The 14760-nt window shown below is 43.0% G+C and carries 10 protein-coding genes and 2 pseudogenes; 8 read left to right on the forward strand and 4 right to left on the reverse strand.

Annotation, left to right across the window (positions count from 1 at the left end; translation table 11 throughout):
* Positions 1-135 precede the first annotated feature (135 nt).
* Positions 136-1749, forward strand: a complete 1614-nt coding sequence (locus KA717_33230) for an IS1634 family transposase (GenBank protein ID UXE60376.1) — start codon at positions 136-138, stop codon at positions 1747-1749.
* Positions 1750-2046: 297 nt separating this feature from the next.
* Here KA717_33230 and KA717_33235 read toward each other — a convergent pair whose 3' ends face one another.
* Positions 2047-2346 carry a hypothetical protein gene (locus KA717_33235; GenBank protein ID UXE60377.1) on the reverse strand — a complete coding sequence of 100 codons (300 nt, stop codon included), beginning with the start codon at positions 2344-2346 and terminating at the stop codon, positions 2047-2049.
* A 241-nt stretch (positions 2347-2587) separates the two neighbouring features.
* Here KA717_33235 and KA717_33240 point away from each other — a divergent pair, with 241 nt between their 5' ends.
* Together KA717_33240 and KA717_33245 are read left to right on the forward strand one after the other, a co-directional pair.
* Entirely contained in the window at positions 2588-3667 is a 1080-nt protein-coding gene (locus KA717_33240; GenBank protein ID UXE60378.1) for an IS1 family transposase, read from the forward strand.
* A 77-nt stretch (positions 3668-3744) separates the two neighbouring features.
* A complete protein-coding gene (locus tag KA717_33245) occupies positions 3745-3879 on the forward strand; it encodes a hypothetical protein (protein ID UXE60379.1) in 135 nt (44 codons plus the stop codon).
* Between the two features lie 54 nt (positions 3880-3933).
* Here the strand turns inward: KA717_33245 and cphA are convergent, their stop codons facing one another.
* Positions 3934-6555: a cyanophycin synthetase gene (gene cphA / locus KA717_33250; protein ID UXE60380.1), complete on the reverse strand. Its 2622-nt coding sequence runs from the start codon at positions 6553-6555 to the stop codon at positions 3934-3936.
* A gap of 174 nt (positions 6556-6729) precedes the next feature.
* Entirely contained in the window at positions 6730-7545 is an 816-nt protein-coding gene (locus tag KA717_33255; protein UXE64852.1) for a cyanophycinase, read from the reverse strand.
* Between the two features lie 334 nt (positions 7546-7879).
* On the opposite strand from KA717_33255, the gene trmD reads away from it, so the two are divergent.
* The 5 genes and pseudogenes from trmD (at position 7880) to KA717_33280 (ending at position 12482) form a co-directional block, all read left to right on the forward strand.
* Entirely contained in the window at positions 7880-8575 is a 696-nt protein-coding gene (trmD, locus tag KA717_33260; GenBank protein ID UXE60381.1) for a tRNA (guanosine(37)-N1)-methyltransferase TrmD, read from the forward strand.
* A gap of 241 nt (positions 8576-8816) precedes the next feature.
* Positions 8817-9086 carry a ferrous iron transport protein A gene (locus tag KA717_33265; GenBank protein UXE60382.1) on the forward strand — a complete coding sequence of 90 codons (270 nt, stop codon included), beginning with the start codon at positions 8817-8819 and terminating at the stop codon, positions 9084-9086.
* A gap of 1 nt (position 9087) precedes the next feature.
* Positions 9088-10923 carry a ferrous iron transport protein B gene (gene feoB / locus KA717_33270; GenBank protein ID UXE60383.1) on the forward strand — a complete coding sequence of 612 codons (1836 nt, stop codon included), beginning with the start codon at positions 9088-9090 and terminating at the stop codon, positions 10921-10923.
* 6 nt (positions 10924-10929) lie between these two features.
* Positions 10930-11145, forward strand: coding sequence for a cation:proton antiporter (locus KA717_33275; GenBank protein UXE60384.1), 216 nt, complete (start codon positions 10930-10932; stop codon positions 11143-11145).
* Positions 11146-11200: 55 nt separating this feature from the next.
* Positions 11201-12482 (forward strand): annotated as a pseudogene (locus KA717_33280) (ISKra4 family transposase).
* Between the two features lie 565 nt (positions 12483-13047).
* Here KA717_33280 and KA717_33285 read toward each other — a convergent pair.
* Positions 13048-14329: pseudogene (locus KA717_33285) on the reverse strand (ISKra4 family transposase).
* Between the last annotated feature and the right edge of the window lie 431 nt (positions 14330-14760).

The raw sequence follows: 14760 nt of genomic DNA on the forward strand, positions 1-14760 counted from the left end.
TGAAGTTACCTTTTTTCCGAATAAGGAGTCTTAACGTTATGGCCCGTATTCCGTACTAGTCTTGAAAAAATAAAAATAGATTCAAAAATGGCTACAGAATAGTTAAAATAAAAAAGCTAATAAACCCAAGAGAAAATGACCCAATTAAACGTTAAAAATCTCGACCATTTAGGAATAATCGCGGCGATAGTTGATGAACTAGGTCTAGTGGATTATATCAATGAACAACTAGGAGAAAATGACCGTGCTAAAATCAGTGCGGGTCTGGTAGTGAAAGCGATGATTCTCAATGGCTTAGGCTTTATCAACTCTCCTTTATATTTGTTCAGTCGTTTTTTTGAAGATAAACCAGTAGAACATCTTTTAGGAAAAGGAATAAAAGCCAGCGACCTGAATGATGACCGTTTAGGGAGAGTCTTAGATTTAATCTTTATGGCCGGCATCAGCCGTTTGTTTCTCGGAATTTGTCTAAAAGCCGTAGAAATCTTCAAAATAGTGATGAAAAGTTCCCATTTAGACTCCAGTTCATTATCGGTACAAGGGGAATATAAATTATCGGTGGAGAGAGAAGACAAAGAAAGCCAAATAATCCATATCACTCATGGCTATTCAAAGGATAAGCGACCAGACTTGAAACAATTTGTCTTGAATCTAGTCTGTTGGGGGGATGGCGACATTCCCGCTTTTCTCGAATTAGGAGATGGCAATCAAAGTGATAAAAAAGAGTTTGCTAAACTCTTGAAAAAGTTCAATGAGCAGTGGCAATTCGATGGTTTGTATATAGCAGATTCAGCCTTATACAGTGCCGATAACTTGCAAAAGTTAACCGGCATATACTGGTTATGTTCTGTGCCGAAAACGATTAGAGAAGTGCAGGATGCGGTCAGTCAATTAGCCTCGGAGCAATTCATCACAACTGATTTAGAGGGCTATCGTCTTACCTCCTTAGAAAGTGAATATGGGGGAGTCAAACAACGTTGGATAGTGGTAGATAGCGAGCAAAAAAAAGCTTTAGACCTCAAACAACTGACGAAGAAGACAGAGAAAGCAACGGCTCAAGCTCAAAGACAATTAGAACAATTACAGCGTCAGGAATTTGCTTGTCGGGAGGATGCTTTAACCGCCCTGAGCCGATGGGAGAAGAGTTTAGAATGGCATCTTCTTCAAGACCTAACTGTCGTCGAAAAATGTCATTACGGTCATCGAGGTAAACCCCGTCCCCATGAACAGCCCATTCGTCGTAGCTATCATGCCCAAGCCACTTTCAGCCTCAATAGTGCGAAAGTTCAAGCTTCAGAGCGGGCAGCAGGACGTTTTGTCTTGGCGACGAATCAGCTAGATGGAGACTCTTTGAGCGATGAGCAACTGCTTGTCCACTACAAGCAACAGCAAGGGGTAGAGCGAGGTTTTCGCTTCCTTAAAGACCCTCTGTTTTTGGCGTCCAGTGTTTTTCTCAAAACCCCTGAGCGGATTATGGCATTGAGTTTCATCATGGTGTTGTGTTTACTGGTGTACAGCTTGGGACAACGTAAACTGAGACTGGCTCTGGCAGAGCAGGAGGAGACTGTGCCTAATCAGTTGGGAAAGCCGACTCAGCGTCCGACACTGCGTTGGATTTTTCAGACTTTGAGGGGGATTCATTGGGTTGTACTGGATAATTGTCCCCAAATAATCAATCTAACGCTTGAGCGAGAGAGGATTTTGCGCTTTTTTGGGGCTACTACTTGTCAGTATTATCTTTTGTCATAATGACTTTTCTTATTTTCTTTGTTCTTTTTTTATGTACGGAATGTGGGTTATGGGCTACGAATTATTTTCTAGAGTTGCGTTGACAGAAAATTTACCTAAATAGGGTCTGCTGAAAAAGTCCACAAAACGAACCTAGATGCCACAGGAGGCGAAAAATGGTGACTTCAGAGAGTAGTTTCCAATTTCAACCCCCAGTTTTCCAACGACGTGCATGGGCTTTGAGCCTCCAAAGGCCATAACCTTGCACCTGATCGTTTTTAAAATGCTTGAAAGCATTATCTGGCAAGGGTTCTATACTTATTCAGCAAGCCCTAAATAGTTTAACCATTCATAGAGTGTGGGATGAGAAGTCGGTAAACAGACGAAGATAAAGTTGAAATCGTGGTCGAGACAGTGCTGACAAGTGGGCTGACGACTGTACAAGTCATCCCCTAGCAGAGTTATCTTCTGTCCCGCAAACAAACTAGCATGGTTACTTATCCAACGTTTCGCCGCATTTTGCTCACAATCTTGCTTTTCAGACCCGTCTTGAGGGGTGATAAATTCAGGGGGTAAGGAAAAAACTGATTCATGGTCTGGGGAAACAATCACGGGCAATAATGCCTGATGGAAGTAGGTGACTTTTCCCTGTTTTGACGTTTTGGTTGAACAGCATGGACAATTTACTTTTTCCGAACTGTAGTAATTTGTCGGAACTGGTATCGTCTGATCAAAGTTGGAAAAAGTTATGGTGTAAGGCTTTGAGAAAATAGAAAAATAGTTTAAGACTAGACATCGGCCCGTTATTATTATACTATCATTATTGTCATTATATCAAAGAAGAAGGAAACAGAAAACAATGTCAATATTAAAGAAAAGCTCTATGGAAATCCTGAATGATGTTGGCTTGTGCCAAGAGAAAGAGGATGCCTTATTCAAGAAAAACTGTCCTCATTGCTATAGTGAAAACGTAAAAATACATTCTCATTATCAAACGAAAGGTAACGGGGAACGTAAAATGTTCATTTGTCAAGAATGTAGTTCTTGTTTTGCTGAGACTTATGGTAGCGTAATCGCTGGCTTAGAAACCCCATTAAGTGAAATTGTAAAAGTATTAAAAGCCAGAATGGAAGGAATAGGATTAAATGCAGCAGCCCGAGCATTCGGCTACGCAAAAACAACAATATTGAATTGGGAAAAGAAATTATCAGGATTACAAGAGACATTATTTTTATACGCCTTAGTGAATGAATTTGTTAAATTAGTAATAGAAGGGGATGAACTATACACAAAAGTTGGAAAAAATAAAGAAGCAAGTGCCTCTGAGGGGTGGACAATCGTGCTCATGGAGAGGGCTAGCCGCTTTATTTGGCATTTAAAATGTGGTCGAAAAGAGCAGAAATTATTTCTAGAAGCAATGATGACGGTAGCGGAATTATTTGAAAGGAGTGCAGAATCTCTCCAGTTATTTACAGATGGAGAAAAGCGATATAGTCAACTGCTATTTGATATTTGTCACGAAGTATTAAGGACTGGAAAGCGAGGTCGTCCCACCAAAGTATTACCGAAAGGTATGGTGGTAAGACTAAAAAATAAGAGTAGTAAACGTCGAGATTCTGAGGGTAAACTAAAGAAAGTAGAAACTCCGAAACCAGAACATCCAGAGACAACAGAAAAACCAGAAGAAAAGGATATCCATGCCAACCACGTTGAGGCATTTAATAGTGCTATCCGACGCTATTTAGCCGCCTTTCGTCGTCGTACAAATACTTATGCTAAATCTGTTGTGGGATTACAGCGAGTCCTAGATATTTTCTGGATGGTTCATAACTTTGTTCGCAGCCATTTTACGACTAGAGAAGTTCCTGCTGTAGCTCTCGGTATAATTGAAAAAGGGTTAACTTGGGAGGACTTACTCCAAATTCGCCTGATTTCTTGAACCTCTCGTATTGCAACGTTTGTAGCTTCTAGCTAGACGATACCAGTGCCCTAACATTCAGGGGTCAAAATCCTGTAGTGAAACTGATAGAAAAAGTTTATGAGACAGGAGTGAAGCTGAGCAAGGCTGGGATGGAAAAGGTTGAAGCACGGATTAATCGCCTTCCTAGCCTTAAAAAATGGTTTGTGGAAATCTTTGCCAAACCGCTATAATCATTGGATCATCTTTTTTCTGGTGTTCTCTTAGGATTTTCTGATCATTGCCGCTTATTCAATCGGATTACGTTTTTGAATCTGTTCGATCGCCTTACCCACACTTTCGGGGAAAATAACCACCAAGCCGCCCCGTTCTACTTGATTGAGTGCCGTTTCTAGAGCCTCTGTTTCTTGAAGCATAGTTTCAACCTGGACATTAGGATTAGTTTGCACAACACCCTTGAGGATTAAATCGGCCACTTCTCCCTGATCCCGTCCCCGTTTATCATCATCCTCTTTGATAATAATGCGATCAAAAATACGAGCAGCAATTTCGCCTAGTTCAATTAAATCCTCATCGCGGCGATCGCCAGGGCCACCCACAACCCCTAAGCGTTGACCCTGCCAATTACGAACAAAACCACCCACTGCTTCATAACCAGCCGGATTATGGGCATAATCAACGAGAACATGATAGGAATCCAGATTAAACAGATTCATGCGGCCAGGGGTTTGTTCTGATGAGGTTTTAAAGGTTCGGACTCCCTGACGAATCTCTTCAATATCGACCCCATTTACAAAAGCAGCTAAACAAGCCGCTAAAGCATTAGCAATCATAAAGGGAGCCATCCCTCCCATCGTCATCGGAATTTGGGTCGCCTGCTCAATGCGTAACGTCCATTTGCCCTCCATAATCGAGAGATAGCCATTTTCATAAACCGCCGCCATTCCTTCTCGTCGAATATGGCTCTTAATGATCGGATTATCAGGATTCATGGCAAAGTAAGCCACTTTACCCTTAACGTTATCAGCCATGGCGGCGACGAGAGGATCATCGGCATTAAGTACGGCGTAGCCCTGGGGACTGACGACTTCCGCAATCACGCTTTTAACCTTGGCCATCTGTTCAATAGTATTAATATCCCCTAACCCCAGGTGATCCGCCGCCACATTGAGCACTACCCCCACATCGCAACTATCAAAGGCTAAACCTGAGCGCAAAATCCCACCCCTAGCAGTTTCTAATACCGCCACTTCCACCGTCGGATCGCGCAGAATTACTCCGGCACTTTGGGGGCCAGTATTATCGCCTTTCTCCACGAGAAACTCATTGATATAAATGGCATCGGTAGTCGTAAAACCCACTGTTTTGCCAGTTTGTCGGTAGATATGGGCAATCAAGCGGGTTGTGGTGGTCTTGCCATTGGTTCCGGTCACGGCCACGATCGGGACTCGACTCGGTGTACCAGGCGGGAAAAGCATATCTAAAACCGGAGCCGCCACATTACGAGACAGACCGCGACTGGGGGAAACATGCATTCGGAAGCCAGGGGCCGCGTTCACTTCCACAATTACCCCGTTCGTCTCCCGTAAGGGTTTAGAAATATCGGATGTAACCACATCAATCCCGGCAATATCGAGTCCAATGACCTTGGCCACTCGTTCCATCAACCAAACATTTTCAGGATGAATATCATCGGTGCGATCCACTGCAATGCCGCCGGTGCTGAGATTGGCTGTCGCCCGTAGGTAAGCCGTTTCGCCTGACTTTAAGACGCTACTGAGTTGATAACCCTGACGATCAAGGACATCCAGGGCCGTTTTATTGACCACAATTTTGGTTAACACATTGTCATGGCCATCGCCTCGATTGGGATCTTGGTTGGTAATTTCAATCAATTCTTCGATGCTGGAGCGACCATCCCCCACCACATGGGCTGGAATCCGTTCGGCAACAGCGACTAATTTGCCATTAACGACCAATACTCGATGGTCACTCCCTTGATAATAGCGTTCAATAATAATGGAGCGGCTTTTAGATTGTTCTGTGGCTAGATCATAGGCAGCGATCGCTTGCTCCCAGTTGGTGATATCAATGGTGATACCGCGACCGTGATTGCCATCTAAGGGTTTAATGACAATGGGATAGCCCCCCACATCGGTAATGGCATCCTGAAGATCTTCAAAATATTGGATAGTCGTACCACGAGGAACTGGAATACCTGCCTCCTGAAGCATGGTTTTCGTGCCTTCCTTATCACAGGCCAGTTCTACCCCCAAAATACCGGAATAGGAACTCAAGGTGGCTTGAATGCGTTGCTGATAAATACCGTAACCCAATTGTACCATTGCCCTGGCACTGAGTAACATCCAGGGAATTTTTCGCGCGTCGGCTTCGGTGACAATGGTGTCGGTACTGGGGCCTAGGGCCGAATTGGCTTGCAAATCTCTGAGATCAGTCAGATCCCGTTCTAGTTCTTCCTGGGGATAGGTTCCCGTGTCCACAATCGCTTGGCAAAGACGAACTGCTGCTCTGCCGGCATAGCGTCCTGCCTGTTCTTCGACATATTCATAGACAACGTTATAAACTCCAGGCGTAGCAGTTTCACGAGTACGGCCAAAACCGGCGGTCATCCCCACCATTTCCTGGAGTTCGAGGGCAATATGCTCAATAATATGCCCCATGTAGGTTCCTTCCTGTACCCGTTCTAGAAATCCACCTCGATGACCTGGTGAACAAAAATGCTCCACTAGACTGGGTAAAACCCCAATGAGACCTTGATAAAATCCAGGAATTTCATTAGATGGCTTCTCCGCAAGATCTTCTAGATCTAGGCGCATTACGATGAGCTTGTTACGTCGGACACTCCAGTAGTTGGGGCCGCGTAATGTGAGGGTTTTCAGAATTTTCATGGTCGCTGTTAATCAGATCCGCATTGAGAAGCACAAAAAGCCATTTATTATTGTCTAAGGAAAAAAGCCAACCAAACTGTTCAAGATGAACAATCTTATCAGAGTCTCATTTCCGCTATCAATAAGCCTCGAAAGGGTGATCGCTACCCCATCCTAACTGCTATGTTCATCGCTTCAACCTATTTTACCCAAAGGCTTATATTGACGAAGATGATAGGCCTCTCCATGAGAAAGGATGTGTAACCGCAAGTTATGGAAACTAAGGGGATTATTGGGGCCAACTTCCCCCGCATTGCTATAGGTCATTTCCCGCGCATCCACAAAAGTAACTGTCCCTTGCCCAATAACTTGAACTAATCCATCTCGCTCAAACATCGCGCAGGTGTCCTCGTCAATACCAATTCCGAGACGTTCCGGGTGATTGGAAATAGCACTTAACAAACGGGCCATGCGGTTACGATTATGGAAATGCTGATCCACAATAATTTCGGGAACAATCCCTAGTCCCATCGCCATATCGACTAGGGCACGATTAGGCCATTCTCCACTACTCCCCCCAGCAATCATATGATGGCCCATAACAGCCGCTCCGGCACTGGTTCCAGCCAAGCTAATTTGTCCCAATTGCACCCGTTGACGAATGCGTTCCATGAGAGGCGTATCGGCCAAGAGTCCGCAGAGTCGCAGTTGATCACCGCCGGTCATAAATACCCCTGTACATTCTTCAACAAAGGCTTGAAAGAAGGCATCTTCTCCCTGAACGCGATCCCGAATATCCATGACCTTAATCGATTTGGCTCCCATCTCTTCAAAGATCTGCTGATAGCGTTGACCAATCAGGACAGGTTCTCTAGAAGCAGAGGGAATAATGGCAATGGTTGCTTCTGGGCCACCAGATCTTGTCCAAAAGGTATGCAGAATTTCACGTCCGTGAACCTTGTCTTCAGCACCGCCAATAATCAAGACGGCAGTTTTTGTCGGGAAGGGCATGGGATTATGGGGAGATTGGGTCTCGACTTGCAATATCATATATCCTGAGAGGGGACGAGGAAAAACAGCAGACTTGTGAAAAAGAGAGGCTAACAACCAAACCTATGTGGAATGAAGGCTTGCAATCAAGGCACAGCGAGGGCATTGTAGTTAATGCTGGCTTAGAAGCAAAGTTTTATTATTATGACACGGGCAGCTAGGGAGAAGATCATTACTGATGCGAAAAGTTGATTACAAAGCCTCAATTAAGGGATTTTTCTCACAAACAGGTGATCGTCTGACGGGAGACAGTAAAATAGCATTACCTCAAAATTAAAGCCTCCAGATTATTGTTGTGCAGATTGATATTATTAGTCTTTTTCCTGAATTTTTTGCGTCTCCCTTGCAATCCGGGTTATTAGGAAAGGCCCTAGCTAAGGCGATCGCCGCCGTTAACGTCATTAATCCGAGGGATTTTACCACCGATAAACACCATCGTGCTGATGATGAACCCTATGGTGGGGGCGTTGGCATGGTACTAAAACTGGAGCCAATTTTTGCGGCCGTGGAATCGATTTCTTTCCTACCGAAACGGGAGATTATTTTGCTCACTCCCCAGGGAGAAACCTTAACTCAACCCCTTTTACAAGAATTAGTAACCTACGATCAGCTGATTCTGATTTGTGGCCATTACGAAGGCATTGACGAACGGATCAGTCATTTGATTACACGGGAAATTTCCCTCGGTGATTTTGTGCTTACCTGTGGTGAAATTCCGGCCTTAGCTCTAGTCAATGGTGTGGTGCGCTTATTACCTGGAACGGTGGGCAAAGAAGAGTCTTTAAAATTAGAAAGTTTTGAAAGTGATTTACTGGATTATCCCCACTACACGCGCCCTGCTGTTTTTCGCGGTTGGGAAGTTCCCCCTGTATTACGCTCTGGCAATCACCAGGCGATCGCCGAGTGGCGACAACAACAACAACAGGATCGGACACAAAAACGGCGACCTGATTTATGGCAACGCTGGTTGGACAAGACTCAATCAAGCTAACTTTACCGCCTTCACTTTTATCACCTCCTCGGTGACGAAGTTAAATAGTTATGTGGTAATATGGGCTGTATTAGGAAGTCCTGTGGTGGGAATCTTCCGCTTCAGTGGTTTTTTATTAGTGTCTTTATTTATTCGCGCTCCAGATTTAGGCTTTCCGAAAACCTTATACAGTAAGGCTCGATTTTTTATCTTTGACCCAGCGCGAAAGATTCGTAACACTAACGGTTTTCTGCTAGAATAATTGCAAATAATTATCATTAACCTCAAACTAATGACCCTCTTAGACCTTTCTGTTGGTAAAATCGCCCTCGTAGATCAAGTTAATTTAGGCTTATATGGCAAGGGTTTAGCCGCTCGTCTAGAAGCAATGGGAATTATTCCTAATAAACCGATTCGAGTCTTACGGAAAAGTTGGTTGGGCGGGCCACTTCATATTCGGGTAGGAACAACGACCGAAATTGCTATTCGTCGTCAAGAAGCGAAAAACATCCTTATTCAATCCCATAACTAAAATGACCTGCCATACTGTAAGTACTAATGTTGATGTAACCAAGGCGGTTAAACGGGTTGTCCTCATGGGAATGCCCAATACAGGAAAATCAACTTTTTTTAATCGCATTACCGGATCCTCAGCCTTTGTTGGTAATTGGCCAGGGATTACGGTTAGTTTTTTGCAGGCCCAGGTCAAAATTAATGGTGAGCTAACAGAATTTGTCGATTTGCCGGGCATTTATGATCTGAGTGGTTTTTCAGAAGATGAAAAAGTTGTCCGACGTTTTCTCGAAAAATATCCCGTCGATCTGGCCATTATTGTACTCAATGCTTCCCAGTTAGATCGTCAGATTCGTTTGCCGTTGCAATTTCAGGTTTTGGGAATTCCGGCGGTGGTGATTCTCAATATGGTGGATGAGGCCGAACGCTATGGTATTAAGATTCTGGCAGATGAGTTGGGCCAACGGTTGGCCATGCCAGTTTGTCTGATGAGTGCCAAATATGGACGCGGTTATACCAGAGCCTATCAGGCCATTTGTCAGTCCTTGGCGGCTGAATCGGTTCCTGTAGCGATCGCCGATACGACGAACCATTTATCAGAACTCGCCAATATTACGGCGGAATCCCTAGAGACAGTGCTTCAGGCGACGGTGTTTATGCCCTCCCAGATGGCCATTACCTTAACCAATCGTTTAGACCAAATTCTGCTCCATCCGCTCTTCGGTTTACCGCTATTTTTTGCCGGTATGTTTGGTGTTTTTTGGCTAATTTGGCAGTTTGGTTTGCCGTCCCAGGATCTTATGGATCAGTTGACTGGCTGGCTACAAGCGACCTTCATTGCTCCTTTAGTCAAACCCTTACCAGAACTGATGCAGAGTTTTTTGGTGGATGGTTTATGGGGGGGAATTGCCACGATCGCCTCCTTTGTCCCCTTATTAGTTTTATTTTTCATGGTCATGGCCGTTTTGGAAGATAGTGGTTATCTATCGCGCTCGGCCTATTTAATGGATGCCTTTATGGCCCGTTTAGGGTTAGACGGTCGTAGTTTTGTGATGCACATGATGGGCTTTGGCTGTAATGTCCCTGCCCTGATGGGAACCCGTGTGATGCGCTCCCAAGCCTTGCGTTGGTTAACGATGCTGGTGATTCCCTTTTCTCTCTGTTCTGCCCGACTACAGGTTTTTGTTTTTATTCTGGCGGCTGTCTTACCTGGCACCCAGGGCGCGATCGCCTTATTTTCCCTCTATATTTTGAGTTTTGTCGCCGCCATTGTCACGGCCTTTTCCTTTCAGGGAGTCTTTAAAAATAGTGAACCCTTTGTCTTAGAATTACCCCCCTATCGCCTGCCCACTGCTCAACAGGTATTGTTGCGAGGTTGGGGAGAAGTTAAACAATTTTTAACCAGAGCATCGGGTTTTATTGCTTTTGGTTGTGTAGCCATCTGGACTATTACCCATATTCCACCCGGAGCGACAGGAATTCATACCTTAGGCGGCCAGATCGGAGAATTTTTACAACCCATTATGCGGCCAATTGGGATTGATCCCTATTTAACCCTAGCCTTGATTTTTGGCATTATTGCCAAAGAAGTGGTACTGGGTTCCCTCGCCGTTATTTATGGATTAAATGCAGAAGCCGTTAATCAGTATTTAACCGCTAATTTAACCTGGATACAAGCCTACAGTTTTTGTATTTTTTGTCTTCTTTATACGCCTTGTTTAACCACCTTTGTGACCATCCTCAATGAATCAAAGTCATGGCGATTCAGCTTGTTCTCCCTGGTTTTCTCCTTGGTCTTAGCTTGGATTTGTAGTTTCGTATTTTATCAAAGTGCCTTACTTCTATCCACTCTTTAATCATTGATGAACAACAGTACACTGCTATTAATCCTGCTGGAAATTGCCATTATTATTGGTTTAGCTCGTCTAGTTGGGATGCTATTCTTCTACTTCAAACAGCCTCAGGTAATGGGGGAGATCGTGGCGGGGATTATGCTTGGCCCTTCCCTATTAGGTTGGATTGCGCCGAACTTTTTTAAAACGTTGTTTCCACCTACAACGGGTGTGACCTTTAGTTGATGAAGGAAAAGAAAAGTGTTAACATGGGATGAAAAGTGACAAAGAGGAAACAATGATGACAGCAAAACTAATTAATGTAGAGGGTTCAAAGATAAAAATAGAACTAACATTAGAACTCAGTCGTTCAATGTTGGATACAGAAATAAATATTCAAAAAGGCTTAAACGAAGTAGGTTGCATCGCCAGCAAAGAAGCCTTGAAATATTTAGATACAGATGGTTCACCCTTAAAAATCGGTGAAGAAATCTGGAAGAGTAAGGGAGAGCAACCGAAAGAATATCAAACACCTTATGGTGAGGTTATAGTGAATCGTCATGTATATCAGCGTTCACCTTTGAGGAAAAACGTATTGCCCCTTAGAAAGAGAAGCAAGGATAATCATAACATCAACGCCATTATTGGCAAAACAGGTATCCTCAAAAATGTCAGGGATGGCAGGCAAAGAGGTGAAAAATGATTTATTAGAAAATCATGGTAGAAAAGTAGCGCTATCCTATATCCAAAGATTGAGTGAAGCAGTAGGAAGTGTGGTACAGGCAAAAGAAGAAGCGTGGAGTTATGCCCCGCCCAAGGAGGATAGCCAAATTGCAACAGTGGGAATAGGATTAGATGGAACCTGTATGCTGATGTGTGAGGATGGCTACCGTGAAGCAATGGTGGGAACCGTTTCCCTATACGATAGTGAGGGAGAACGTCAACATACAATCTATCTAGGTGCGGCACCAGAGTATGGAAAAAAGAGTTTTCTAGAAAGATTGGAAAGAGAAATTGAGCGAGCGAAAAACCGTTATCCAGAGGCAACATTGGTCGGGATAGCAGACGGGGCAGAATCAAATTGGAAGTTTTTAGAAAAGCAAACGGAAGAACAGATATTAGATTTCTATCATGCCTCTGGTTACTTAGGTGCCTTGGCAGAAGCGTTGCATCCGAATACCGTGTCAAAACAAAAAGAATGGTTGACTGAAAATTGTCGAGAACTCAAGCATGAAAAAGGAAAAGCAGGAGAACTGCTAAATCTGATGAAAGAAGTCAAAGAAGAAAAAAGTCATTCTAAGAATCTTACCGAGAAACTACAAGCGGCGATTACTTATTACGAGAATCATCAGCATCAAATGGATTATGCTGAATACTTAGAGAAAAAGTATCCGATTGGTTCAGGTGTTACGGAAGCAGCTTGTAAGACGTTGGTCAAACAACGATTATGTTGTTCAGGAATGCGATGGAAGGAAAAAGGAGCAGGAATTATTTTGAGCCTACGAGCTTTGGTATTGACCAAGGAACGATGGAGTCAATTTTGGGCAAAACTTGATCAATATGGGTTCCCTGTAGAACCCTGATTACAACAGCTTTTATCAACTAAAGGTCGCACCCCCTACAACAACTCCTTTTCTTTATTTATTGTCAAAAATTGGGCGTTGCTGACTTGAGGTATGAATCTCTAAAGATGCAATTTTTAAAACATTGACTCACACTGGTTTCTAGATGTATGCAAAATTCTATTTCATACCCTGATTAAGCAACGCCAAAAATTGGTCTGATTTTCTTCATGTTTTTGGTAGGCTTAGAGTTAAATCCTAAATAGGGCTTGCTGAAAAAGTCCACAAAACGAACCTAGATGCCACAGGGCGCGAAAAATGGTGACTTCAGAGATCAGTTTCCAGTTTTACCTCACATTTTTCCAGCAAAGTGCATGGATTTTGAGCCTCCAAATGCCATAACCTTGCATCTGATCGTTTGTAAAATGCCTGAAAGTATTGTCTAGCAAGGATTTCATCCTTATTCAGCAAGCCCTAAATATCTACGCCATAAATTAAAAATAGCTGTTCTAACCTCTAATATTAGTATTTTACTACCTTTTATTTTAGGAGGGGTGCGACCTTTAGTTGATAAAAGCTGTTGTAATCAGGGTTCTACAGGGAACCCATATTGATCAAGTTTTGCCCAAAATTGACTCCATCGTTCCTTGGTCAATACCAAAGCTCGTAGGCTCAAAATAATTCCTGCTCCTTTTTCCTTCCATCGCATCCCTGAACAACATAATCGTTGTTTGACCAACGTCTTACAAGCTGCTTCCGTAACACCTGAACCAATCGGATACTTTTTCTCTAAGTATTCAGCATAATCCATTTGATGCTGATGATTCTCGTAATAAGTAATCGCCGCTTGTAGTTTCTCGGTAAGATTCTTAGAATGACTTTTTTCTTCTTTGACTTCTTTCATCAGATTTAGCAGTTCTCCTGCTTTTCCTTTTTCATGCTTGAGTTCTCGACAATTTTCAGTCAACCATTCTTTTTGTTTTGACACGGTATTCGGATGCAACGCTTCTGCCAAGGCACCTAAGTAACCAGAGGCATGATAGAAATCTAATATCTGTTCTTCCGTTTGCTTTTCTAAAAACTTCCAATTTGATTCTGCCCCGTCTGCTATCCCGACCAATGTTGCCTCTGGATAACGGTTTTTCGCTCGCTCAATTTCTCTTTCTAATCTTTCTAGAAAACTCTTTTTTCCATACTCTGGTGCCGCACCTAGATAGATTGTAGGTTGACGTTCGCCTTCACTATCGTATAGGGAAACGGTTCCCACCATTGCTTCACGGTAGCCATCCTCACACATCAGCATACAGGTTCCATCTAATCCTATTCCCACTGTTGCAATTTGGCTATCCTCCTTGGGCGGGGCATAACTCCACGCTTCTTCTTTTGCCTGTACCACACTTCCTACTGCTTCACTCAATCTTTGGATATAGGATAGCGCTACTTTTCTACCATGATTTTCTAATAAATCATTTTTCACCTCTTTGCCTGCCATCCCTGACATTTTTGAGGATACCTGTTTTGCCAATAATGGCGTTGATGTTATGATTATCCTTGCTTCTCTTTCTAAGGGGCAATACGTTTTTCCTCAAAGGTGAACGCTGATATACATGACGATTCACTATAACCTCACCATAAGGTGTTTGATATTCTTTCGGTTGCTCTCCCTTACTCTTCCAGATTTCTTCACCGATTTTTAAGGGTGAACCATCTGTATCTAAATATTTCAAGGCTTCTTTGCTGGCGATGCAACCTACTTCGTTTAAGCCTTTTTGAATATTTATTTCTGTATCCAACATTGAACGACTGAGTTCTAATGTTAGTTCTATTTTTATCTTTGAACCCTCTACATTAATTAGTTTTGCTGTCATCATTGTTTCCTCTTTGTCACTTTTCATCTCATGTTAACACTTTTCTTTTCCTTCATCAACTAAAGGTCACACCCTTTAGGAGTTATTTTAGCGTTCACAATTTTATATAAAATTAATAATCTTTCCCAGGTTTCCTTTGTTGCTTTTGCCTTGTTTGTGGGAGCGGCGATGTCAATTACCACTTTTCCCGTTCTCGCTAGAATTCTAACAGATAAAAAACTAGTAGTCTAAGGCGTAAGTTAAGATACTATTATTAGGCAACCGATAAAAAGATAAATATAGGTATATAGGAGAAAAAGTCATGCCCCGATTAGCCCCCAAAGAGTTAAAGTTGGAAGCAAAAGAACGAGAACATCTAGTAGTCTAAGGCGTAAGTTAAGATACTATTATTAGGCAACCGATAAAAAGATAAATATAGGTAGGGCTTGCTG

It is taken from the genome of Woronichinia naegeliana WA131 (assembly GCA_025370055.1).
Classification (GTDB): domain Bacteria; phylum Cyanobacteriota; class Cyanobacteriia; order Cyanobacteriales; family Microcystaceae; genus Woronichinia; species Woronichinia naegeliana.